Raw genomic sequence first — 23,958 nt, 5'->3', positions numbered from 1 at the left:
CAACGCTTGCGGCAAAGCCGCCTCCTGCAGTTGCGGGTCCGTGTTGGCCGACCTGTTAAACGGTGTCCAAAAGCTCGGGTTCATTCAAACTCCTTAAGAACAGTCGGATGCCCCGCCCGGATCACCTGACCGCGGAAGCGCACATGCCAATTGGGATCCCAGTCACGATGGGCGTGAATCTGAAAACCGCCATCAACGGGTTCAATGTCCAATGGAAGTAGGTCCGCGCTCGGTCTAGCAAGCAGTTCAACGGCGTGCCCGGGAGAGAGGACGACTTCTTCTGGAACCATCTCTAGGAACAGCCGAATATCGGCCTGTGTGTCATTCCGAAAATACCCCACCACTGGATAAAGATCAGGCTGCATGCTGTAGCCGTTTAACGTTAAAGCTCAGCGGGCGGCGAAGCCGTCCGCTGCAGCGAGAGGTTAGAAGGCGCGGCGGCAACAACCGTTGGATCTTCTTTGGTTAGGACAGACACGCACTCGTTGCGACCGATAACCAAGTACTCGCGCACCCAACTTTGGCGACCAGAAAAGAAGGTTGGACGGGAGAGCTCCAAGGCCTTCCAACCATTGGCTGTGACTTCGAAGAACCAGCCGTCACGCAGGGAGCATTGCGACCAGAACTCTGTCAGGTCCAGTTCGTCCAACACGCGAAACCCGTATGTCTGCGTGAACGTGACCTTTGCATCCCACTGAGCTGACGAGACCGAAATAGCTAGACCATCAGACGAAAATTCCACCGACGAAACGTCGATCGTTTCGTCTGAGGCAAAGGGGGTGGGAACAGCAGTAATGCGCGGCGGATCAATCACCGAAACAAGCCTTTTAACGTAATGTATGTCGCAAAACCTGCGGAATATTCTGGCGGCTGCGGGATAAACTGGGCGCGAATTGAACTTGGAAGCCGCTCGCAGTAACGATTTCAGCAAATTTCATATGCGTTTGTACAGGTATAAAAATTCCGACAAACCCCGCAGGTTGTAAGAAATGGAGTGAGTCACTGACATGAAGATTCTTACTTCTCGGAAACGGCTTGAACATCCCCCATTTGGGTGATTTTTTGAACATCGGCTTCCGCCGCATTGCTGCCTTCTGAATTGAATTCAGTCCCTACGCAAACCCACCCGCTCACCCGCAGAGCTGGGGCTAGGGGCCTCCGCCGATTTCTGGGCGTTTGACAGTATGAGGCGGGGGGCCCTAGCCCCAGCTCTGCCCACCCACGCTGTGGCCAGCAAGGCAAATATGCTATCAATTTGGTAGCTTCTCGCGCATATTCCACGAGGGCTAGAGGCCAAAAACACTACTATTTAGCCCACCCGCAACCCCAAGCCAAGCAGCCTACTGCTTCGCCCCTAGCGCCACCGCCGCCGCACGCGATGCCTGCAGTTCGGCCGCATCTGGGGCTTCCAACGTAGGCCAGCCTTGCAGATGCTTTTGTGCCAGGTTGCACAGCGCGGTGATCCACTCGGGGTCGTCGTTGAGGCAGGGGATGTAGTGGAACTCTTGGCCGCCGGCGTGCAAGAACGCCTCGCGGCCTTCCATGTTGATTTCTTCCAGCGTCTCCAGGCAATCGCTGGTGAAGCCGGGGCAGATCACGTCCACGCGCTTCACACCTGCCTGGCCCAGTTTGATCAGGCTGGGTTCGGTGTAGGGCTCCAGCCATTTGGCGCGGCCCAGGCGGGACTGGAAGGTGACCTGGTACTGGTCTTTGTTCAGGCCCAGCGACTCACCCAACAGGCGTGCGGTCTTGAAGCACTCGCAGTGGTACATGTCCCCCAAGTGCAGCGTGCGTTCAGGCACGCCGTGGAAGCTCATCACCAGTGTGTCGGGTCGGCCGTTCGCCTTCCAGTAGCGCTGCACGCTGGCGGCCAGGGCGCTGATGTAGCCCGCGTCGTCGTGGTAGCGGTTGATGAAGCGGAACTCAGGGATGGCGCGGGTCTTGGCGGCCCATGCATATACCGCGTCGCACACACTGGCGGTGGTGGTGCCGCTGTACTGCGGGTAGGCGGGCAGCACCAGCACGCGGGTCACGCCTTCGGCCTTCATGGCGTCCAGCTGCGAGGCGATGGAGGTGCTGCCGTAGCGCATGGCCCAGCGCACTTTGACCTGGTGGTTGCGCTGGCCCAGCCAGCCTTGCAGCAGCTTGGCCTGCTTTTCGGTCCACACCTTGAGCGGGGAGCCCTCGGGCGTCCACACGCTGGCGTATTTGGCGGCCGACTTGGCAGGGCGCGTGCGCAGGATGATGCCGTGCAGGATCAGCAGCCACAGCAGGCGTGGGATTTCGACCACACGCGGGTCGCCCAAAAATTCTGCCAGGTAGCGGCGCACGGCAGGGGCGGTGGGTTCGTCGGGTGTGCCCAGGTTGCACAGCAGCACGGCGGTGCGGGGCACCTGGCCGTGGGTGAACGGGGGCTCGGGCTGGAAGGGGGATTGGAAAAGCATGCGGTATTCTCCCGCACCTATGCTGCAACTCTCCACCATCAAGGCCATTACCCTGGACCTGGACGACACCTTGTGGCCCATCTGGCCGTGTATCGAGCGGGCCGAAAAAGTGTTGCATGCCTGGTTGCTGCAATACGCACCGGCCACCGCCACCCTGTATGCCGACCCACACGCACGGCGCACCCTGCGCGAAGACACCGAGCGGCAGTGGGCCGCCCAGGCGCACGACCTGAGCGTGCTGCGCCGCGAGTCGATTCGCCTGGCGCTGCAGCGCGCGGGCGATGACACTGACCTGGCCGACCCGGCCTTCGACGTGTTTTTTGCCGAGCGCATGCGCGTGGAGCTGTTTGACGACGCACTGGAAACGCTGGACTGGATGGCGCAGCGCTGGCCGCTGTATGCGGTGTCCAACGGCAATGCCGATGTGAACCAGGTGGGTTTGGGGGCCTACTTCACGGGCGCCGTGAGTGCGCGCGACGCGGGGGTGGGCAAGCCGGACCCGAAGATATTTTTGGCCGCGGCGCAGGCCTTGCAGGTGGCACCCCAGCAGATCTTGCACGTGGGGGATGACGCCGCGCTGGATGTGCTGGGCGCGCTGGATGTGGGCATGCAGGCGGTGTGGGTGAACCGCGCCGAGCACCTGTGGAGCCACGCGCAGCACCCGCATGCCACGGTGGCCAGCCTGACCGAACTGCGCGACCTGCTCAGCGCGGGCTGAAACCCGGCCTGCGCCAGGCCGTCAGGGCGCTGGTTGGAAGCGCAGGCTGCTCTTGGTGTGCGCCCGCACATCGTCCTCGCGCAGGTGCTGCGGCACATAAGCACCGGCGATGTATTGCTGGGCCTGGTCGGCATAGTGCGTGTCAAACAGCACACCGCTTTGGCCCACCGGGTTGATGCCCACGGCGCGGCTGGCATCGGCAAAGTCGATCACCCGGCGCGTGGACGGCCCATAGCTCACTGCCCAGGGCGCAGGGCCCACGGGGTTGGACAGGTTGTTGGGCGTCTCGCGCCCACCCGGGGCCGGGAAGGGGCCCACATTGAACAGCAGGTGCAGCGGCTTTTGCCGGCCCAGCGGGTGGCCGTGGGTGACGGTGTGGGTCACACCCCAACGCCAGTCCAGCAGGCTGGTGCCGTAGAGGCCCTGCAGGTGCTTGAGCGTGTTGGCCCAGGCGATGCGCACGGTCTCAAAATGGCTCTCTGGCGCCTTGGTGTTTTTGTTGTCCCACCAGGGGGATTGGGGATCGGCCATCAGCAAGGGAAGGGCGGCATCCAGCGCGCGGGTGTTCAGCAGGTTCTTGAACTGCACCTCGCCCAGCTCGTCCTCCATCGCGGCTTTGGCCAGCTCGTACAGCATCTGGCTGAACAGGGTGGCGGCAATGCTGTCGGTGCTGTAGTTGCCGTCCCATTTCTCCAGCGGTTCCATGAAGGCTTTTTCGTTGGGGTCTGTTACCACCGCATGCATCACGGGCAGCAGGTTTTGCAGGACGCGGTGGCCATAGCCGTTGCGGGTGTCCAGTTGCAGCGTTTGTGCGGCTTGGGTGTCCCACAGGGTCTGGGGGTTGGAGAGCACGGCGTCCAGGCGGCGGGCGCGGTCGGGCAGGTTGTAGTAGCCGGGCACGGGCACGCCGCTGCTGGGCTGGGGCTGGTGGTTGGCCGACATGATGTAACCACGCGCGGGGTTTTCTTCCTGGGGGTTGAACACGAAAGCGTAGAAGCCCGGTTTCTCGGCCTCGCCCTTGGCCGCGTCCAGGATGAAGGTGGGGTTCACCCCCAGCGGGCGCTGCGGCAGCTTGGCCGAGGCCCACCAGCCGATGTCGCCCTTGGCATTGGCCCACACCACGTTCAGGCCGGGCGCGTGGATCTTGCTGGCGGCCTCGCGCGCCTTGTCGCGGGTGTCGGCGCGGTTGAGTTCGTAGAAGGCCTGCAATGCCGGGTTTTCGGTTTCCAGAAAGGTCCACCACATGGCAATCGGGGTGTCGCCCAGGCTGTCCTTGAAGGCGTCGTTGATGATGGGGCCGTGCGGCGAGCCGCGCAGGGCCAGTTGCACCGGCGCAGCGCCCTTGACCGAGATGGTCTCCGACCGGGTGCTGAGGTTCACCCACTGGCCGTTGTGCCATACCTGCTGCGGATTGGCGGGGTTGGTCTTTTCGGCGATCAAGTCCATGTCGTCGTTCTGGAACATGGTCAGGCTCCAGCCAAAGTCCATGTTGTGGCCCAGCAGCGCAAAGGGGCTCAGGGCCTGGAAGTGGCCGTAGAGCTCGAAGTCGGGCGCGCTCAGGTGGGCCTCGTACCAGACGCTGGGGGTGGAGAAGCCAATGTGCGGATCGCCCGCCAGCAGGGGCTTGCCACTGGCCGTGCGCTTGCCCGAGATGGCCCAGGCATTGCTGCCCTCAAACAGGGGCACACCGGCCAGGTCCATCGCGTCCTGGCTGATGGCGGCGATGCGGTTCAGGCTGTTCCAGTCGCGGCTGGTGAGCTGTGCCAAGGGGGTGACCACGCCTTCGGGGTGCCAGTTGATGTCAAACGCGCGCAGGTAGTCGGCGCCGAGTTTGTCGCGGATAAAGGTCATGGCCGGTTCGGTGCGAAACGCCGCGGCAAAGCTGTAGGCCAGGTAGCCCGACACCGCCAAGGTGTCCTCGGGGGTGAAGGGCTGGTGGGGAATGCCCAGAATGTCGAACTCGATGGGCGCGCGGTGCGTGTCCTGGTACTGGTTGATGCCGTCCAGGTAGGCCAGCAAGGCCTGGTTGGCCGGGGTGGTCATGTCCATCTTGGCCGCGGTGGCCTTGGCGTGTGCGCGTATGCCCAGGGTGCGGAACAGGGTGTCCACCTCCACCAGCTTGGGGCCCAAAATGTCGGCCAGCTCGCCCTTGGCCAGGCGGCGCACCATTTCCATCTGGAACAAGCGGTGCTGGGCATGCACATAGCCCAGCGCGCGGTAGAGGTCAGCCTGGTTCTCGGCGCGGATGTGGGGCACGCCCCGTTCGTCAAACTGCACCTGCACCGGGGCGCTGAGCTTCTGGATGGCCAGTGTGCCGCTGCGCACGGGCTGCTTTTGGTACAGGTACCAGCCGCCCAAGGCCAACGCGGCAAGCAGGAGCAAGGCGATCAGGCCGCCAACAATTTTCAGGACAAGCTTCATGGCGGCTATGGTGCCACCAAAACTGCCCGCCACGCCTTAAAAAATCCAGGGATTGCGGGTGCGCACGCGGGCACCCAGGCTGCGCAGCATTTGCGTCATCCCCAAGTGGGCGCGGTCAAAGTGCGGCAGGTCCGGGGGCACGGCACGCAGGTAGTGCGTGGCGGTGCGCCGTGCGGCTGCATCGGGTTGGGGCGGCGGTGGCAGTTGGCCAAAGTCGTACACCGCGCTCTGCAGCGGCAGGCATTGCCAGTCCTGCCAGCCCGCCAGCGCGGGTAGCAGCTCGGTTTCAAAGCGCGGGAGGTCCAGCGCCGGGTCAATCAGCCCCAGCGTCAGGTAGGCGTTGCGCAGTGCAGCCGTGTCTTTGGGGCGGCGCAGTGCGGCCTTCCAGACTATGGCGGCCTGCTCACAAAACAGCGGCGACAGCGTGCGCGTACAACCGAAGTCCAGCAGGCCCAGCCGGCCCTCGTCCATGAACAGGTAGTTGCCCGCATGCGGGTCGGCCTGCAGCCGCTGCAGGCCCCAGGCGCACTGCATGAAGGTGTCAAACAGCAGCTGGCCGTAGTGGTCGCGCTGGGCTTGGCTGGGCTGGGTGGCCAGCCACTCGGCCAGGTGCAAGCCGTGCAGGCGCTGCATGGTCAGCAGGCGCGGCGTAGTGCGGTCCATGTACGGCTGGGGCAGCACCAGCTGCGGATGTTGCAGGTGCCGGGCAAACCACTGCAGCTGGCCAGCCTCGTGCAGATAGTCCAGCTCCTGCGTCAGCGTCTGGGCGATGTTGTCCATCACACGGGCCTGGATGTCGGCGTTGGGCAGTGCCTCGGGCCCCAGGCTGATGCCCTTGAGCAGCAGGCGCAGCAGGGTCAGGTCGCTCTGGATGGTGGCGGCCATACCGGGGTATTGCAGCTTCACGGCCACGGCCTCACCGCTGTGCAGCGTGGCGGCATGCACCTGGCCCAGGCTGGCGGCGGCAAAGGCCTGCAGGTCGAAGTCGGCAAACAGCGCCTCGGGGCTGTCGCCCAGCTCCTGGCGCAGCAGCTTGAGCACCAATGCGCGGTTCAGTGGGGTGACTTGGTAGTGGGCCCGGGCCAGCTGTTGGCGCACGCCTTCGGGCAACAGGCCCAACTCCATGCTCAGTAGTTGCGAAGCTTTGAGCGCCGTGCCTTTGAGCTGGTTGAGCGCGGTGAAGGCGATGCGGCCCATCTTGGCCTCGTGCTCCACACGCGCAGTTTCCTTGTCAGTCGCACTGGTGCCGCGTTGTACCAGCCGCGTGGCCGAGCGTGCCAGCTGTGTGGCCCCAGCCTGTGCTGCGGCCGCGCCCACAATGGCGCCGCGCGCGAGCTTACTGGTGCGCGGTGCGTGCGGCATGCAGGGACTGGCTGAGCATTTTGGGGACGATGAGCCGATGCACCGGTCCCACGATGGCCATGTAGGCGCGGCCCAGCGCGTTGTGGTTGTGCACTACGGTGCTGACCGACACCAGGGGCTGGCCGTCTTGCTGGTGCTTAAAGACCGATAGCTCTACACGTAAGTGCTTGTCGTCATCGAAGAGGATGACCTCGGGCGCAGACAGGTAGTCCACGCTGAAGATGCCCGCACGGTCGCCCACGGAGTAGCTGGCGGCGGGCTTGGCGTCTTGCGCCTGCATCTTCACCTCCAGGCCACCCAGGTGTTTGAGCCCCACCAGCCGCACGGCCTGGTTGCGCACCGACATCAGAAAGTTCATCCAGCCCGGGCTGTAGCCCATCACGGCCAGATAGGTTTCCATGGCGCTGCTGCCGGGCTGTGGGTCAGCAAAGGTGTAGCAGTCGGCAAAGTCGGCACCTGCGGTGCGCAGGGCAATCTGGCTGTGTGCGGGCAGCGGGGTTTCGGTGATGGTGGCGGCGTTCATGGGGTCTTGGGAGTTTGTAATGTTTGGCGGGCGCGTTGCATCAGGTCCAGCCAGCCGCCGCCGGGTTGCAGCAGGCGCGCAAGCTGGCTGCGCAGCAAAAAGCCACCCAGCTCCAGCAGGCGGTCCACCAAGCCGCTGCGCAGGGCCAGGGTCAGCACGCCCAGGCTCAGGTCGGTCATGCGGGTGGTGTCGGCAAAACCGTCAGACGTGTCGCGCAGCCAGAAGCCCAGCACCGCGTAGACATAGTCCGCCATCAGGCTGGAGAGGCTGCCCTGAAAGCCGCAGGGCGGTATCTCGCCGCTGGCCTGCGTGGCTTCCAGCATCTCGGCAAACGCGGCCTGCAGCAGCGCCTTGCCGGGCAGGGTGCCGCTCAGCATCGCCAGGGGTGCTTTGTTGAGCAGCTGGTGCGCCAGGGCTACAAACTCGCGGTCGGGCAGCAGGGTTTCCAGCAGGTGGTCCACCAGCAGCTGCATGCGTTCTTGCAGCACAAATTTGTCCAGTCCTTTGGTCTTGCGCATGGCCGCCAGGGCGTCTTCCACGGCCTGTTCAAAGTAGGCCAGCACCAGTTTTTCCTTGCTGGGGAAGTACTTGTAGATGGTGGCATCGCCCATGTCGGCGGCGCGGGCGATCTGCTTCATGGTGGTGCCGTCAAACCCGTGCTGGGTCATCAGGTCCACCGCTGTGCGGATCAGCAGGCGGTGGCTTTGGGCTTGTTGGGCTTTGGTGGTGCGCATGGGGGAGTGTGGGCGTTTAGAGGGTGCCGTCCCAGCGGGCATCGGCGCGCAGGGCAGAGTAGGTCCAGAGGCCACCGGCCAGGTCGGCCAGGCCAAACAGGATGATCATGGGGTTGCCCAGCTCGGCGAGGGCAAAGGCCGTGAACGCCACGAAGACGATAAAGCGTGTGTAGACGGACGCGACGAGGAAGGGCTTGAACTCATGGCTGGCGGCCACCCAGGCGTACACGCCGATCATGAAGGCCACCAGCCCCACCACGCGAATCCACACGTCGGGCGTGGGCGGTATCTGCAGCAGGGACAGCAGCAGGTTGGGCACGGTGATGAGCACGGCACCGGCCAAAAACAGGTAGACGGCGAAAACTTTGGCGCTGAAGGCGGAGCTGGACATGGAGGCTTCCTTTTTAGAGCGAGAGCCAACCGTAGCCAGTGGCAATGAGCAGGGGCCCGGTAGGCAGTGCGGCCCAGAACGGGGACTTGGGAAAGGCCGCGGCACCCAGCACACCGGTGAACAGCAGATAGCCGCCCACGATCTTCAGCAGTGCCAAGTCTCCCGTGGCCACTGCATGCAAGGCTGCGTGGCCGGCCAGCACCAGCAGCGGACCCAAGATCAGGAACCAGAAGGCGGTGCGACGTTCTTCCGTCGCACCGAACTGGCCGATGAAGCCACCGGCCCACGCCGCCCGCAGCGGGGCGTGGTACTTGCGCAGGCCATAGGCGATGTGCCCCAGACCGAGGAGGACCAAGAACCAAGCGGCAGTATGTGCCATGCAATGCCTTTATGAAAACTAACTTTTCATAAATGTAGCATTAATGCGTATTTAAGGATAGTTGGTTTTGTAAATGTCTGCGATGGCCACGCCACTGCGCACCGCGCCCTCCAGCGTGGCGGGGTAGGGGCCGTCCACATAGTCGCCACAGGCCCACAGGCCGGGCGCGATGGCCTGGCGGGGGCGCACCAGCCCCGGCGTGCAGGCGAAGGTGGCGCGTTTTTCCACCACGGTTTGCAGCGGCGTGAGCGCCAGACCCAGCTGCGCCTGCGCTTGGGCCAGCACTTGGGTTTGCAGGGTGTCGCGGTCGCCCTCGCTGGCGCTGACCACAAAGGCCAGCAAGCCCAGCGGGCCACCGAGCTGGCCGCGGTCGAATACAAACTGGGCCGGGTAGGCGCTGTCACTGCGCAGCGCCAGCATGGGCTGGCTCAGGCGCGCGTTGGGCGCGTGGGCGTAGACGGTGGCAATGGCTTCAAACTGCAGGGCCTGCGCCGTAGCGGCCCAGGCCTGCATCGCGCTTGCTATGGTTTTAGGAGCTGCTTGCGCAGATTCCATAAGGGTTAAGGCCGCATTGGATGATGAAGTCGCCCACAGTACGGCATCAAAGGGCTGGCCGTTCACCCGCCAACCGTTGCCTGTGGCTTGGGGGCTGATCTGCTCCACGCGCGTGCCCAGCTGCACCACGCCGCCCTGCGCCTGCAGCCAGTTGGCTGCTGCCTGCGGGAACAGCGTCGCCAGGTCGGCGCGCGGCAAAAGCAGGTTGGAGCTGCCGCGCCCGCCAAACAAAGAGTCGCGCAGCACGGTGAGGAATACCTGGCCGCTGGCGCGTGCGGCCGGCGTGTTGAGGGCGGACACGCACAGCGGGTCGATCATGGTGGCCAGCACGGTGGGCGTGAGCGTGCGGCACAGGTCGGCCACACTGGTCTGCGGCGCGCAGGCAAAGCCGCCCAGTTGCCAGCCGGTGGCGGCGCGCAGCAGGCTCCCTTTGTCAGCCCAGGTCCAGCCCTTGGCGCGCGCAATGCCGGCCAGCGCATCCAGCGGGCTGGGCCAGTCGGGCAGGGCCAAGCCGTCGCCGTCGGGGAACAGCAGCGTGAGCGGCAGGCGCAGCAGTGTTTGCTGCGGGTCCACACCCACGGTGCGCATGAGCTTCAGGGTTTCGCTGTAGGCGCCAATCAGGATGTGCTGGCCGTTGTCCAGCACCACGGGGGTGCCGTCTGGCAAAGTGCCATTTAAGGCTCTAGCCCGCCCCCCGACTGCGCGGGCTGCTTCGAAAACGGTAGCGTGGTGGCCGGCTTGTGTGGCGGTCACTGCCGCCGCCATGCCGGCCCAGCCGGCGCCGACGATGGCTACGTGCATAGGCCAGCCGAAGCAGGTTTGGCCGCCGGGCCGCCCCAAGGCCAAACGCAGCCCCCTTGGGGGGCAGGGAGCCACACGCAGTGGGCGACCGTGGGGGCCATGTTCATAGACGGCCGAGGGCTTGCACCTTCCACGCCAGCCAGAGCTTGCGCAGCGGCGTGAGTGCGATGCGCTGGTGCAGCACCTGGAAGTTGTCGGCCTCGATCTCGCGTAGCAGGGCGCGGTAAATGCTGGCCATCATCAGGCCGGGCTTTTGCGTGCGGCGGTCGGCGGCGGGGAGCAAGGCCAGGGCTTCGTCATACAGGCCCTGTGCGCGGGCGGCCTGAAATTTCATGAGCGCGGTGAAGCGGTCCGAATACGTGCGTTTCAGGATCTCGTGCGCCTTCACATCAAACTGCTGCAGCTCGTTGACGGGCAGGTAGATGCGCCCGCGCATGGCGTCTTCGCCCACGTCGCGGATGATGTTGGTGAGCTGCAGGGCTTGGCCCAGCTTGTGGGCGTAGGCGGTGGTGTGCGGGTCGGTCTGGCCGAAGATGCGCGCCGCCACCTCGCCCACCACGCCGGCCACCAGGTGGCAGTAGCGCTGCAGGCCGGGGTAGTCCAGGTAGCGGGTTTGCTCCAGGTCCATCTGGCAGCCCTCGATCACGCCCAGCAGGTGGCGCGCCTCGATGCTGTAGACCGTGGTGTGCGGCATCAGCGCCTTCATCACCGGGTGGCTGGGTTGGCCGGCAAAGGCCTTGCCGACCTCGGTTTGCCACCAGGCCAGTTTGGTCGCAGCCACGCCGGCGTCCACCATCTCGTCCACCACGTCATCCACCTCGCGGCAAAACGCATAAAACGCGGTGATGGCGGCGCGCCGCGGTGCGGGCAGAAACAGGAAGGCGTAGTAGAAGCTGCTGCCGCTGGCGGCGGCTTTGTCCTGGACGTATTGCTCTGGGGTCATGGCGGGGATTGTTACATCCCGCGGCCGCTTATTTGAATTCAGCGGGCTTGAAGAAGTACTCGTCCGGAATGGCCTGGAAGGCCTCGGTCAGCAGTGGGGTGTCCAGGGTGATGGTGTCGCGCTGAGAGAGCTTGGCACGCAGCAGGGCGCGGCGCACCGAGGGATCGGCGTTGAGTAGCTTCTGGAAGGAGCCGTCGGCAAAGGCGCGCTTGAGGCCCAGCAGAATGCTGGCGTGCAGCTCGGTCTGGTCCGGCCGCACATAGAACAGGCGGGCAAACTTGTAGACCAGCAAGGTGTGTGGCTCCACCACCATGGACGGGGCAAAGTCGCCGTACTGCTCCGAGTAGCCGTACACCTCATTCAGGCCCAGGGGCAAAAAGTCAAAACGCCTGGCCTCCAGCATGGAGAACAGCGACTCCAACGTGGGCCCGGTGACGACCGCGATGCCGGCGGCCTGCATGATGGCGTTGTTGGACCAGCCAATGCCCTGGCCGGCACGGAAGCGTTGCAGGTGTGTGAGGTTGCGGACTCTGGCGAATTCCGCCTCCAGGCTATGGTGGATCAGGCTGATGCGGTAGCCCAGCAGGCCGCGGTCGATGGGGAAGTAGACGGCGCTGAAGGTTTTTTCAAATTCAGCGCCCGAGCCAAAGTCGCACACGCTGACCTCGCCCCGGCGCAGCAGGGCGCGGGCACGCTCGTCGTTCACCGCCATGGGGTGCAGGCTCAGGCTGTAGGGCTTGCCGGACTTGGCCAACGCCAGTTCCAGCATGCGGTAGCCCAGGTTGTCCGCACCGTTGCCATTGAGGTTGGGGTAGATCACGGCACTGCCTTGGGCGCGGCCCGTGGGCAGGACGCCCAGCGCCACGCCAGCTCCGGCAAGGCGGAGCAGGCTGCGGCGGTTCCAACGGGGCTCTTTTTGTATCGCGTCTGGCGCAGGCAAAGGCATGGCGCCGATTGGAGCACGCTTACATGCGCGCAGCGCGCCACAGCAGTAGGGGAAAGTCCCAAGCCCGCAGCACCGGGCGCTGCGAGAGGGTGGTGTAGTGCAGCGCGGCGATCTTGTCCAGAATGCGCAGCCCGCCTTGCACCACCAGGCGCAGCTCCCAGCCCGCACGGCCTGGCAGGCGGTGTACCAGTTGCGAGCCTTTTAGCATGCTAGCCCTTGCCGCATCTGCGCAAGCAGCTATTAATTTGGTAGCGTTCTCGGTCTGGCGCTGGGCCAGGATGTCGGATTGGGGGACCCCAAACCGGGTGCGGGCGGCGTGGCTCAGGTAGTAGCGGCCGCGCGGGATGTCCACACTCAGGTCTTGCCAGAAGTTGATGAGCTGCAGCGCGGTGCAGATCGCGTCACTCTCGGCCAACGCCTGCGCGCTGTGCACGCCATACAGGTGCAGCAGCAGCCGGCCCACGGGGTTGGCGGAGCGGCGGCAGTAGTCCCACAGTTCGGCGTCGTCGGCGTAGCCCGCGCCGTCGCGGGTTTTCTCGATGTCTTGCACGAAGGCGTCCAGCAGGTCGTGCAGCAGCTGCACCGGCAACCGGTGCGTGGCGATTGAAGCCTGCAGGGGGCCAAAGACCTGGGGCCAGCCGGCAAATGCCGTGCCACCGTCGGCCGCCTGCTGCAGGGCCTGGCGGTAGGCCTGCAGGCTGGCCAGGCGCTGGGCCGGGGCGGCGTCGCCTTCGTCGGCGATATCGTCCGCGGTGCGGGCAAAGTGGTAGATGGCGGCAATCGGTGCGCGCAGGTGGGCCGGGCACAGCCAGGAGGCAACGGGGAAGTTTTCGTAATGCGTGATGGGGGCGGCTGCGGTGGGCGCAGCGGGCAGGGGGCTTGGCATGGGCGCCATTGTGCCTTTCGGCCTATTTGCTGGGCCGCGCCTTGACAAAAAACAGTGCGTACCCTAAATTACTAACCATTCGGTCATTAGTGGTGCTGGGCGACGTGTCTGGCACCGTTTGTTTTTCTTTATTGCCTCCCCACCACCATGTCCACCAGAACTTTTTACACCGCAGGCGCTGTGCTCGCTGCCGCGCTGCTTGCCACCGCCTGCTCCAAGCCCGCCCCCTCCGAGGAGCCGGTGCGCGCGGTCAAGGTCAGCACGGTGGGCGCGTCCAGCATCCAGTCCGGCTCCGAGTTTTCAGGCGAGGTGCGGCCCCGCATTGAGTCGCGCCTGGGCTTTCGCGTGGCGGGCAAACTGGTGCGCCGCCCCGTGGAACTCGGGCAAATGGTGAAAGCCGGTCAGGTGCTGGCCCAGTTGGACCCGCAGGACTACAAACTGGCCACTGAAGCTGCCCGCGCCCAGGTAGCCGCTGCTGCCACCAACCGCGACCTGGCTGCTGCTGACTTCAAGCGCTTCAAGGAGCTGCGCGACCAGAACTTCATCAGCGGTGCCGAACTGGAGCGCCGCGAAGCTACCCTCAAAGCCGCCCAGGCCCAGCTGGACCAGGCGCAGGCCCAACTCAACAGCCAGGGCAACCAGGCGTCTTACACCACCCTGGTGGCCGACATGGCGGGCGTGGTGACCGCCATCAACGCCGAACCCGGCCAGGTGGTGAGCGCCGGCACGCCGGTGGTGCAGATTGCCCAGGATGGTCCGCGCGACGTGGTGTTCTCGGTGCCCGAAGACAAGGTGGTCATGATCAAGGCGGGCTCTGCTGTGGATGTGAAGGTGTGGGCCAGCAAGACCACCGTAAAAGGCGTGGTGCGCGAAGTGGCGGCCAGTGCCGACCCGGTGACGCGCACCTTTGTGGTGAAGGTGGCGCTGGATGCCAAGGATTCCCTGGCGCTGGGTACCACGGTGTCGGTGGTGCCGCAGGCGTTTGACCGCAGCGGCGTGCAAGTCATCAAGCTGCCCACCAGCGCGCTGGTGCAGAGCGGCAAGTCCACCGCCGTGTGGGTGCTGGACAGTGCCAGCATGACCGTGAAGCTGCAACCCATCACCGTGGCCACGGCCGATGGCAACGAGGCCGTGGTGGCCGATGGTTTGCAGCCCGGCATGCAGGTGGTGATTGCGGGTGTGCATGTGCTGTCGCCCGGCCAAAAGGTCTCCATTTACAAGGAAAAAATGCCTCTAGCCCCCGTGGGTTCTGCGCAAGCAGCTCCTGAAATCGTAGCGCCTGCGGTGGCCAAGGCCACCAGCGACACGGCTGCGAAGTGAGGCTGGCATGAACCTCGACGAACCGAAACCAGGCTTTAACCTGTCCAAGTGGGCCCTGGACCACGCGGCGCTCACGCGCTACCTGATGATCGTGCTGCTCTTGCTGGGCGTGGCGTCCTACTTCCAGCTGGGGCAGGACGAAGACCCGCCGTTCACCTTCCGCGCCATGGTGGTGCGCACCTACTGGCCCGGCGCCACGGCGCAGCAGGTGGCTGAGCAGGTCACCGACAAGATCGAGCGCACCCTGCAAGAGGTGCCGTATGCCGACAAGATTCGCAGCTATTCCAAGCCCGGCGAGTCGCAGATCATTTTCCAGATCAAGGACTCCAGCAAACCGTCGGATGTGCCCAACGTCTGGTACAGCGTGCGCAAAAAGGTGGGTGATATCCGCGGCACCTTGCCCGGTGGCGTGGTCGGCCCGTTTTTTAACGATGACTTTGGCGATGTGTATGGCGTGATCTACGCGCTGGAGGCCGATGGCTTCAACTACGCCGAGCTCAAGACCTTTGCCGACGACGTGCGCCAGCGCCTGCTGCGCGTGCCCGATGTGGCCAAGGTGGAGTTGTTTGGTGCGCAGGACGAGAAGCTGTACATCGAAATTTCGCAAAAACGCCTGGCCCAGTTGGGGCTGGACCTGAACCAGGTGCTGGCGCAACTGGGCCAGCAAAACGCAGTGGAATCCGCCGGTGCAGTGCAAACCCCGCTGGACGTGGTGCAGGTGCGCGTGGGCGGCCAGTTCAACCGGGTGGAAGAGCTGCAGGCGATGCCAATCCGCGGCGCCTCGGGCAACCAGTTGCAGCTCAAGGACATTGCGACCATCGCCAAAGGGTATGTGGACCCGCCGGCGGTGAAGGTGCACCACCAGGGCAAGGAAGTGATTGCGCTGGGCGTTTCCATGACCAAGGGCGGCGACATCATTGCGCTGGGCCATTCGCTGGAATCGGTGTTCAAGGGCATCGAGAAGGATTTGCCGGCCGGTATCAAGCTGGTGCAGCTGCAGGACCAGCCCAAGTCGGTCACCTCTTCGGTGAGCGAGTTTGTGAAGGTGCTGATCGAGGCCGTGGTGATTGTGCTGGCGGTGAGTTTTATTGCGCTGGGCCTGCACAAGCGCCCCGGCAAGAACCCTCTGTGGAAGCGCTGGATTCTGGACATCCGCCCCGGCCTGGTGGTGGGTATCACCATCCCGCTGGTGCTGGCGGTGACATTCCTCGGTATGTATTACTGGGGTATTGGCCTGCACAAGATTTCGCTGGGCTCGCTCATCATTGCGCTGGGCTTGCTGGTGGACGACGCCATCATTGCGGTGGAAATGATGGTGCGCAAGATGGAGGAGGGCTACGACAAGGTGCGCGCCGCCACCTTCGCCTACGAAGTTACCGCCATGCCCATGCTGACGGGCACCTTGATTACCGCGGTGGGCTTTTTGCCCATCGGCCTGGCCAAGTCCACCACCGGTGAATACACCTTTGCCATTTTTGCGGTGACGGTGCTGGCGCTGATCCTGAGCTGGTTTGTGTCGGTGTACTTTGTGCCTTACCTGGGCACGCTGCTGCTCAAGGAGCACAAGCACCATGCGGGCGAGGAGTCGGTCCACGCCGAGCACTTTGACACGCCGTTCTACAACATCTTCCGCAAAACGGTGAACTGGTGTGTGCAGCACCGCTGGATGACCATTGGTGCCACCATTTTGGTGTTCGCCTTGGGCATCGTCGGCATGGGCAAGGTGCAGCAGCAGTTCTTCCCGGACTCCAGCCGCCCCGAGGTGCTGGTGGATATCTGGTTCCCCGAGGGCACGTCCTTCGCGGCCAACCAGGAAGTCACCCAGCGTGTGGAGCAGCGCCTGATGCAGGAAGAGGGCGTCAACACCGTGAGCACCTGGATCGGCTCTGGCGTGCCGCGTTTCTATTTGCCGCTGGACCAGGTGTTCCCCCAGTCCAACGTGTCGCAGTTCATCGTCATCCCCAAAGACCTGAAGGTGCGTGAAACCCTGCGCGTGAAGCTGCCTGCGCTGCTGGCGAGCGAGTTCCCCGAGGTGCGTGGCCGCGTCAAGCTGCTGCCCAACGGCCCGCCTGTGCCGTACCCCGTGCAGTTCCGCGTCGTCGGCCCCGACCCGATTGCGCTGCGCGAGCGCGCTGATGAGGTGAAGGCCGTGGTGCGCACCAGCCCCAATATGCGCGGTGTGAACGACAACTGGAACGAGTCGGTCAAGGTGCTGCGTCTGGAAGTGGACCAGGCCAAGGCCCGCGCACTGGGCGTGACCAGCCAGTCCATCGCCCAAGCGTCCAAAACCGTGTTGGCTGGCACCACCGTGGGCCAGTACCGCGAAGGTGACAAGCTGATCGACATTGTGCTGCGCCAGCCGCTGGACGAGCGCAACGCCATTACCGACATTGCCAACGCCTACCTGCCCACGGCCAGTGGCAAGTCCATTCCGCTCACGCAGATCGCCAAACCGGTGTTCACCTGGGAGCCCGGTGTGATGTGGCGCGAGAACCGCGACTACGCCATCACGGTGCAGGGCGACATTGTGGAAGGCCTGCAGGGCGCCACCGTGACCGCTGAGCTGATGCCCCAGCTCAAGGTGCTGGAGGCCAAGTGGCAGAAGGCGGACATGCAGGGTTACCGCATCGAGGTGGCGGGGGCCGTGGAGGAAAGCTCCAAGGGCTCCGCGTCCATCGTGGCGGGAGTTCCCGTCATGCTGTTCCTGACCTTTACGCTGCTGATGCTGCAGCTACAAAGCTTCAGCCGCGCGCTGCTGGTGTTCATCACCGGGCCGCTGGGCATTGCCGGTGTGGCGGGGGCGCTGATCCTGCTAGGCCGTCCATTTGGTTTTGTGGCGCTGCTGGGTGTGATCGCCCTGATGGGCATGATCCAGCGCAATTCGGTGATCCTGATCGACCAGATCGAACAGGACCGCGCCAATGGCATCCCGGCCTGGGATGCGATTGTGGAGTCCGCCGTGCGGCGTCTGCGCCCCATCGTGCTGACGGCTGCCGCTGCGGTGTTGGCCATGATTCCGCTGTCGCGCTCGGTGTTCTGGGGGCCCATGGCCGTGGCCATCATGGGTGGGCTGATCGTGGCGACCGTGCTGACGCTGCTGGCCTTGCCCGCCATGTACGCCGCATGGTTTCGGGTCAAGAAGGAGCCTTCCGCAGCGACTTGAGGAGAGTCGGTCTTTCCGCAGGTTAAAATAGCGGGCTGACCGATTTCAAATGGGTGGTCCAGGCCTTGTGGGTATGTCCCGCAAGTGCATCAGGCCTCCCATTTCTGTTTTTTGCGCGGGTGGCGAAATTGGTAGACGCACCAGGTTTAGGTCCTGACGCTGGCAACAGTGTGGGGGTTCGAGTCCCCCCCCGCGCACCAACCTTTAACAGGCACCTTTGACCGGTGCCGCAGGTGAAAGTCCTGCCAAAACCACAATTAGGAGTTAGCCATGGCCGTTACTGTAGAAACTCTGGAAAAGCTGGAGCGCAAGATCACGTTGACACTGCCTGTGGGCGTGATCCAGACTGAAGTGGACAGCCGTCTGCGCAAGCTGGCCCGTACCGTGAAGATGGACGGCTTCCGTCCCGGCAAAGTGCCCATGAATGTGGTGACACAGCGCTACGGTTACTCCGTGCACTACGAAGTGATGAACGACAAAGTGGGCGAGGCTTTCGCCACTGCCGCCAACGAAGCCAAGCTGCGCGTGGCGGGTCAGCCCAAAATCACCGAGAGCGAAACCGCTGCTGAAGGCCAAATGGCATTCGATGCCATTTTCGAAGTGTTCCCCGAAGTCAAGATCGGTGACCTGGCTACCGCCGAAGTCGAAAAGCTGGCTGCTGACGTGACCGACGAAGCCATCGACAAGACCATCGAGATTCTGCGCAAGCAGCGCCGTACCTTTGCCCAGCGCGCCCAAGGCACTGCTGCGCAAGACACTGACCGTGTCACTGTGGACTTCGAAGGCAAGATCGACGGTGAACCCTTTGCCGGTGGCAAGGCCGACGACTTCCAGTTCATCCTGGGCGACGGCCAGATGCTGAAAGAATTTGAAGACGCAACACGTGGCATGAAGACTGGCGAAAGCAAGACTTTCCCCTTGGCTTTCCCCGCTGATTACCATGGCAAGGATGTGGCCGGCAAGACTGCTGATTTCATGGTTACCCTGAAGAAGCTGGAAGCTGCCAATTTGCCCGCCGTGGACGGTGAGCTGGCCAAGTCCCTCGGTATTGCCGAAGGCACTGTGGAAGCGCTGCGTGCAGACATCCGCAAGAACCTGGAGCGCGAAGTCAAGTTCCGTTTGCTGGCCCGCAACAAGCAAGCGGCCATGGACGCCTTGGTGTCCAAAGCTGAGCTGGACTTGCCCAAGTCGAGCGTGCAGGCAGAACTGGATCGCATGATCGAAAACGCCCGTGCGGATCTGAAGCAACGCGGCATTAAAGATGCTGACAAGGCACCGATTCCTGACGACATCTTCCGCCCCCAAGCTGAGCGCCGCGTGCGCCTGGGCCTGGTAGTGGCTGAGCTGGTGCGTGCCAATGACCTAGCTGCCAAGCCTGAGCAGATCAAGGCCCACGTGGACGAGTTAGCTGCGAGCTACGAAAAGCCTGCTGATGTGGTGCGTTGGTACTTTGGTGACAACCGCCGTATGGCTGAAGTGGAAGCGATCGTGATTGAGAACAACGTGACCGATTTCGTGTTGGCCAAGGCCAAAGTCACTGCCAAGGCGGTGTCCTTTGACGAACTGATGGCGCAAAACTGATCGGCCATGCGATTGGCGTGCCTGGCGCGCTAAATTGAAAATGGGGCTTGCGCAGGACTTGCAGTCCGGCGGTCAAGCCCCATTTGCATGGCGGGTTCGGTTTTTTCGGTACAGTTACACCATTCAATTTGGAGAGCTTATGAACGTGAAATATGGAATGTCCGGCGCAATGGAAACGCAGGCTTTGGGCATGGTTCCCATGGTCATCGAGCAGTCAGGCCGCGGCGAGCGCTCCTACGACATTTATTCACGCCTGCTCAAAGAGCGCGTGATTTTCCTGGTCGGTCCGGTCAATGACCAGACCGCCAACCTGGTGGTCGCGCAGTTGCTGTTCCTGGAAAGCGAAAATCCTGACAAGGACATCTCGTTCTACATCAACTCTCCTGGTGGCTCGGTCAGCGCCGGCATGGCGATTTTCGACACCATGAACTTCATCAAGCCTGATGTCTCCACCTTGTGCACCGGCATGGCCGCCAGCATGGGCGCGTTCCTGCTGGCTGCTGGAGCCAAGGGCAAGCGTTTCTCGCTGCCCAACTCCAAGGTCATGATTCACCAGCCTTTGGGTGGCACGCAAGGCCAGGCCACGGAGATCGAGATCCACGCTCGCGAAATCCTCAAGACCCGCGAGCAGCTCAACAAGATCTTGGCTGAGCGTACGGGTCAGCCGCTGGAAAAGATCGAGCGTGATACTGAGCGCGATTACTACCTGTCTGCCGATGAAGCCAAAGAATACGGCTTGGTGGACCAAGTGATCACCAAGCGCCCCTGATAGTGCGGCTTTAGCCCCCTCCGACGGTGTCTTTCTGCTCGAAAGGCACCGTTTTTATTTGGTTATCATTGCTTAACTTAGCGAAAAAGGCAGACTTCACATGGCCGAGAAAAAAGGCGCAACCGGCGAAAAAACCTTGTACTGCTCTTTTTGCGGCAAGAGCCAGCATGAGGTGAAAAAGCTGATCGCCGGCCCGTCGGTGTTTGTGTGCGATGAGTGCATTGAACTCTGTAACGAGATCATTCGCGACGAGCTCCCCGCCACCACCGAAGGCAAGGATGCGCGCAGCGATCTGCCCACCCCTGCCGACATCAAGGCCAATCTGGACAATTACGTGATCGGCCAGGAGCCCGCCAAGCGCACACTGGCGGTTGCGGTGTACAACCATTACAAGCGTCTCAAGCACAAGGAAAAAGCCAAGAAGGACGACGTCGAGCTGGCCAAGAGCAATATCTTGCTGATTGGTCCCACCGGCTCTGGCAAGACCCTGCTGGCCCAAACGCTGGCGCGCATGCTCGATGTGCCGTTTGTGATGGCAGATGCCACCACGCTAACCGAAGCGGGTTATGTGGGCGAAGATGTGGAGAACATCGTTCTCAAGTTGCTGCAAAGCTGCAACTACGATGTGGAGCGGGCCCAGCGCGGCATTGTTTACATCGACGAAATTGACAAAATTTCGCGCAAGTCGGACAACCCCTCCATCACGCGTGATGTGTCGGGCGAAGGCGTGCAGCAGGCTTTGCTAAAGCTCATTGAAGGCACCATGGCCAGCGTGCCGCCCCAGGGGGGGCGCAAGCATCCCAACCAGGACTTTGTGCAGATCGACACCACGAACATCCTGTTTATCTGCGGTGGCGCCTTTGCGGGCCTGGAGAAGGTCATTGAGCGTCGCACCGAGTCTTCGGGTATCGGCTTTGGAGCCGCCGTCAAGAGCAAGCAGCAGCGCGCCTTGACCGAGGTCTTCAAGGAAGTGGAGCCAGAGGATTTGATCAAGTTCGGTTTGATTCCCGAATTGGTCGGTCGCATGCCCGTGGTCGCGACTCTGGCCGAGCTGACCGAAGATGCGTTGGTGCAAATCTTGACCGAACCCAAGAATGCCTTGGTCAAGCAATACGCCAAGCTTTTGGCCATGGAAGGCGCTGAGCTGGAAATCCGCCCCGCTGGCCTCAAGGCGATTGCCAAGCGTGCTTTGGCACGCAAGACCGGCGCACGTGGGTTGCGCTCCATTTTGGAACAGTCCCTGATTGACACCATGTACGAGTTGCCCAATGCGGGCAACGTGGAAAAAGTGGTGGTGGATGAGTCCACCATCGAAGAGAACCAGCCTCCCTTGCTGGTGTACCGCGAGTCGGCCAAGAAGGCGTAATGCATTTCCGCCCAAGGGTCCAATTAACAGGGCTTTTGGGTGAGTACACCTGAAATCGCAGGCCATGCTGCCAACCATAATGGCAGTGCGCTTGAATTTCAGGCAACTCGGTCCATATTCAACAGGTAACGAAAAGGTTCCCCATGTCTGGCCACACACCCCTGCCTGCTACCCCCATTGATTTGCCACTGTTGCCGCTGCGTGACGTGGTTGTTTTTCCCCACATGGTGATCCCGCTGTTTGTGGGGCGCCCCAAGAGCATCAAGGCGCTGGAAGCCGCGATGGAAGCCGATCGTCGCATCATGCTTGTCGCCCAGAAGGCTGCGGCCAAAGATGATCCTGTCGTGTCGGACATGTTCGATGTGGGCTGCGTGTCCACCATCCTGCAAATGCTGAAGCTGCCGGATGGTACGGTGAAGGTGTTGGTGGAAGGCCATCAGCGCGCCACCGTGAACGAAATTGTTGAGGGTGAGCAGCACTTCTCCGCCAACGTCACCCCCATCGAAGCCGCTGACGAAAACACGGATGACGCCCGCAAGGCCGCCAGCGAAGTGGAGGCTCTGCGCCGTGCGGTGATGCAGCAGTTTGACCAGTACGTCAAGCTGAACAAGAAGATTCCGCCCGAGATCCTGACCTCCATCTCCAGCATTGACGATGCCGGCCGTCTGGCCGATACGATTGCCGCGCATTTGCCCCTGAAGTTGGACAGCAAGCAGACCGTGCTGAGCCTGCCGCTGGTCAAAGACCGTCTGGAAAACTTGTTCGAGCAAATCGAGCGCGAAGTCGACATCCTGAATGTGGACAAGAAAATTCGTGGTCGCGTGAAGCGCCAGATGGAGAAGAACCAGCGCGATTTCTATTTGAATGAGCAAGTCAAGGCTATCCAGAAGGAGTTGGGCGAGGGCGAGGATGGCGCTGACATCGAGGAGATCGAGAAGAAGATCAAGGCAGCCAAGATGCCCAAGGAGGCCTTGAAGAAGGCCGAGGCTGAACTGAAGAAGCTGAAGTTGATGTCGCCCATGTCGGCCGAGGCCACCGTGGTGCGCAACTACATCGAGGTGCTGACGGGTCTGCCCTGGACCACCAAAACCAAGATCAAGCACAACCTGGTGAATGCCGAGAATGTGCTGAACGAAGACCACTACGGCCTGGACAAAGTCAAGGACCGCATCCTGGAATACCTTGCAGTGCAACAACGCGTGGACAAGGTCAAGGCGCCCATCCTGTGCCTGGTAGGCCCTCCTGGCGTGGGTAAGACGTCTCTGGGTCAATCCATTGCCAAAGCCACCGGCCGCAAGTACGTGCGCATGGCCCTGGGTGGCATGCGGGACGAGGCCGAGATCCGTGGCCACCGCCGTACCTACATCGGTGCCATGCCTGGCAAAGTGTTGCAAAGCCTGTCCAAGGTTGGTACCCGCAATCCGCTTTTCCTGCTGGATGAAATCGACAAACTGGGCACGGACTTTCGAGGTGACCCCAGCAGCGCGCTGCTGGAGGTGCTGGACCCCGAGCAGAACAACAAGTTTGGCGACCACTATGTCGAGGTCGATTACGACCTCAGCGATGTGATGTTTGTGGCGACATCCAATTCGATGAACATTCCTCCGGCCCTGTTGGACCGCATGGAAGTGATCCGTCTGTCGGGATATACCGAAGACGAGAAGACCAATATCGCCATCACTTACCTGCTGCCCAAGCAGATGAAGAACAATGGTGTGAAGACGGCGGAGCTGGCAGTGTCGGAAGACGCGGTACGCGATATCGTGCGCTATTACACGCGGGAAGCCGGTGTGCGTTCGCTGGAGCGTGAACTCTCCAAGATTTGCCGTAAGGTGGTCAAGGGCTTGTTGCTCAAAAAGCTGACGCCTCAGGTGCTGGTGACGGTGGACAACTTGAACGATTTCCTAGGCGTGCGCAAGTACACCTACGGCCGTGCTGAAGAGCAGAACCAGGTCGGCCAAGTGGTTGGTCTTGCCTGGACGGAAGTCGGTGGTGATTTGCTGACCATTGAAGCCGCTTTGACGCCCGGCAAAGGTGTGATCACGCGTACTGGTTCGCTGGGCGATGTGATGAAAGAGTCGGTTGAGGCTGCCCGTACCGTGGTGCGTAGCCGTTCACGTCGTTTGGGCATCAAGGATGAAGTGTTCGAGAAGAAGGACATCCACATCCACGTGCCCGATGGTGCAACTCCCAAAGATGGGCCCAGCGCAGGTGCTGCGATGGCGACTGCGTTTGTGTCGGCTTTGACCGGAATTCCTGTGCGTGGGGACGTGGCGATGACCGGCGAAATCACCTTGCGGGGCGAGATCACCGAAATCGGCGGACTCAAGGAAAAGCTGCTGGCCGCGCTACGTGGTGGCATCAAGACAGTGTTGATTCCTGAGCAGAACGCCAAGGACCTGCAGGACATTCCTGAGAACGTGAAGAACGGTCTCGAGATTGTGCCGGTGCGTTGGATAGACCAGGTGTTGGAGCTGGCGCTGGAAAGCCATCCCATTCCCCTGACGGACGAAGAGGTGCTGCCCGCGACGGCTGTGGCTGCCATTGCGCCTGCCGTGCAATTGGATGATTCCGTCAAACACTAAGTGCTGACATTTTTTGAGTCGTAGTGGACTTAGGCTAAGAAAGTAGGCTATAATTTGAGGCTTGAAACGCG

20 protein-coding genes and 1 tRNA gene are annotated in these 23,958 nt (G+C 62.5%); 8 read left to right on the top strand and 13 right to left on the bottom strand.

The features are described from left to right. Positions 1-80 precede the first annotated feature (80 nt). The 3 genes from AC3WS7_RS03710 to hemH all read right to left on the bottom strand — a co-directional run bounded on the left by AC3WS7_RS03710 (position 81) and on the right by hemH (position 2,444). Complete coding sequence (locus AC3WS7_RS03710) at positions 81-365, bottom strand: hypothetical protein (RefSeq protein ID WP_492655404.1); 285 nt, start codon at positions 363-365, stop codon at positions 81-83. 17 nt (positions 366-382) lie between these two features. After that, on the bottom strand, positions 383-814 hold the full coding sequence (locus AC3WS7_RS03705) for a hypothetical protein (protein WP_492655403.1): 432 nt from the start codon (positions 812-814) through the stop codon (positions 383-385). A gap of 526 nt (positions 815-1,340) precedes the next feature. Further along, a complete protein-coding gene (gene hemH / locus AC3WS7_RS03700; protein ID WP_492655402.1) occupies positions 1,341-2,444 on the bottom strand; it encodes a ferrochelatase in 1,104 nt (367 codons plus the stop codon). Between the two features lie 19 nt (positions 2,445-2,463). Here hemH and AC3WS7_RS03695 point away from each other — a divergent pair, with 19 nt between their 5' ends. Next, entirely contained in the window at positions 2,464-3,162 is a 699-nt protein-coding gene (locus AC3WS7_RS03695) for an HAD family hydrolase (RefSeq protein ID WP_492655401.1), read from the top strand. 21 nt (positions 3,163-3,183) lie between these two features. Here the strand turns inward: AC3WS7_RS03695 and AC3WS7_RS03690 are convergent, their stop codons facing one another. The 10 genes from AC3WS7_RS03690 to hpnC form a co-directional block, all read right to left on the bottom strand. After that, complete coding sequence (locus tag AC3WS7_RS03690; protein WP_492655400.1) at positions 3,184-5,583, bottom strand: penicillin acylase family protein; 2,400 nt, start codon at positions 5,581-5,583, stop codon at positions 3,184-3,186. A gap of 36 nt (positions 5,584-5,619) precedes the next feature. After that, positions 5,620-6,945, bottom strand: a complete 1,326-nt coding sequence (locus tag AC3WS7_RS03685) for an ABC1 kinase family protein (RefSeq protein WP_492655399.1) — start codon at positions 6,943-6,945, stop codon at positions 5,620-5,622. Beyond that, positions 6,920-7,468: a DUF2867 domain-containing protein gene (locus AC3WS7_RS03680; RefSeq protein WP_492655398.1), complete on the bottom strand. Its 549-nt coding sequence runs from the start codon at positions 7,466-7,468 to the stop codon at positions 6,920-6,922. The genes AC3WS7_RS03685 and AC3WS7_RS03680 overlap by 26 nt, the downstream gene beginning before the upstream one ends. Continuing rightward, the gene (locus AC3WS7_RS03675; RefSeq protein ID WP_296469701.1) at positions 7,465-8,202 is read right to left on the bottom strand and encodes a TetR/AcrR family transcriptional regulator; all 738 of its coding nucleotides are present in this window, start codon (positions 8,200-8,202) and stop codon (positions 7,465-7,467) included. Before AC3WS7_RS03675 ends, AC3WS7_RS03680 begins: the two co-directional genes overlap by 4 nt. A 16-nt stretch (positions 8,203-8,218) precedes the next feature. Continuing rightward, entirely contained in the window at positions 8,219-8,593 is a 375-nt protein-coding gene (locus AC3WS7_RS03670; RefSeq protein WP_492655397.1) for a hypothetical protein, read from the bottom strand. Positions 8,594-8,606: 13 nt separating this feature from the next. Beyond that, positions 8,607-8,972 carry a DUF6463 family protein gene (locus tag AC3WS7_RS03665; RefSeq protein WP_296469697.1) on the bottom strand — a complete coding sequence of 122 codons (366 nt, stop codon included), beginning with the start codon at positions 8,970-8,972 and terminating at the stop codon, positions 8,607-8,609. A gap of 51 nt (positions 8,973-9,023) precedes the next feature. Next, on the bottom strand, positions 9,024-10,328 hold the full coding sequence (gene hpnE / locus AC3WS7_RS03660; RefSeq protein ID WP_492655396.1) for a hydroxysqualene dehydroxylase HpnE: 1,305 nt from the start codon (positions 10,326-10,328) through the stop codon (positions 9,024-9,026). 103 nt (positions 10,329-10,431) lie between these two features. Then, positions 10,432-11,271, bottom strand: a complete 840-nt coding sequence (gene hpnD, locus AC3WS7_RS03655) for a presqualene diphosphate synthase HpnD (RefSeq protein ID WP_492655395.1) — start codon at positions 11,269-11,271, stop codon at positions 10,432-10,434. 28 nt (positions 11,272-11,299) lie between these two features. Beyond that, on the bottom strand, positions 11,300-12,217 hold the full coding sequence (locus AC3WS7_RS03650) for a hypothetical protein (RefSeq protein ID WP_492655394.1): 918 nt from the start codon (positions 12,215-12,217) through the stop codon (positions 11,300-11,302). Between the two features lie 19 nt (positions 12,218-12,236). Next, entirely contained in the window at positions 12,237-13,103 is an 867-nt protein-coding gene (gene hpnC / locus AC3WS7_RS03645) for a squalene synthase HpnC (protein ID WP_492655393.1), read from the bottom strand. A gap of 147 nt (positions 13,104-13,250) precedes the next feature. On the opposite strand from hpnC, the gene AC3WS7_RS03640 reads away from it, so the two are divergent. The 7 genes from AC3WS7_RS03640 (at position 13,251) to lon (ending at position 23,887) form a co-directional block, all read left to right on the top strand. Further along, positions 13,251-14,423, top strand: coding sequence for an efflux RND transporter periplasmic adaptor subunit (locus tag AC3WS7_RS03640; RefSeq protein WP_492655392.1), 1,173 nt, complete (start codon positions 13,251-13,253; stop codon positions 14,421-14,423). 7 nt (positions 14,424-14,430) lie between these two features. Beyond that, positions 14,431-17,586 (top strand): efflux RND transporter permease subunit, encoded by a 3,156-nt coding sequence (locus AC3WS7_RS03635; protein ID WP_492655391.1) that lies wholly within the window; start codon positions 14,431-14,433, stop codon positions 17,584-17,586. Between the two features lie 113 nt (positions 17,587-17,699). After that, positions 17,700-17,786 (top strand) — tRNA-Leu (locus tag AC3WS7_RS03630). 70 nt (positions 17,787-17,856) lie between these two features. Further along, positions 17,857-19,167, top strand: coding sequence for a trigger factor (gene tig / locus AC3WS7_RS03625; protein WP_492655390.1), 1,311 nt, complete (start codon positions 17,857-17,859; stop codon positions 19,165-19,167). A 139-nt stretch (positions 19,168-19,306) separates the two neighbouring features. Further along, complete coding sequence (gene clpP, locus AC3WS7_RS03620; RefSeq protein WP_296469683.1) at positions 19,307-19,936, top strand: ATP-dependent Clp endopeptidase proteolytic subunit ClpP; 630 nt, start codon at positions 19,307-19,309, stop codon at positions 19,934-19,936. Between the two features lie 100 nt (positions 19,937-20,036). Then, the gene (gene clpX, locus AC3WS7_RS03615) at positions 20,037-21,302 is read left to right on the top strand and encodes an ATP-dependent Clp protease ATP-binding subunit ClpX (protein WP_296469681.1); all 1,266 of its coding nucleotides are present in this window, start codon (positions 20,037-20,039) and stop codon (positions 21,300-21,302) included. A gap of 143 nt (positions 21,303-21,445) precedes the next feature. Then, positions 21,446-23,887, top strand: a complete 2,442-nt coding sequence (lon, locus tag AC3WS7_RS03610; RefSeq protein WP_296469679.1) for an endopeptidase La — start codon at positions 21,446-21,448, stop codon at positions 23,885-23,887. Positions 23,888-23,958 lie beyond the last annotated feature (71 nt).

It is taken from the genome of Rhodoferax sp. EU05-FHT12H12, assembly GCF_058791215.1.
This window is presented reverse-complemented; position numbering and strand designations above follow the sequence as displayed.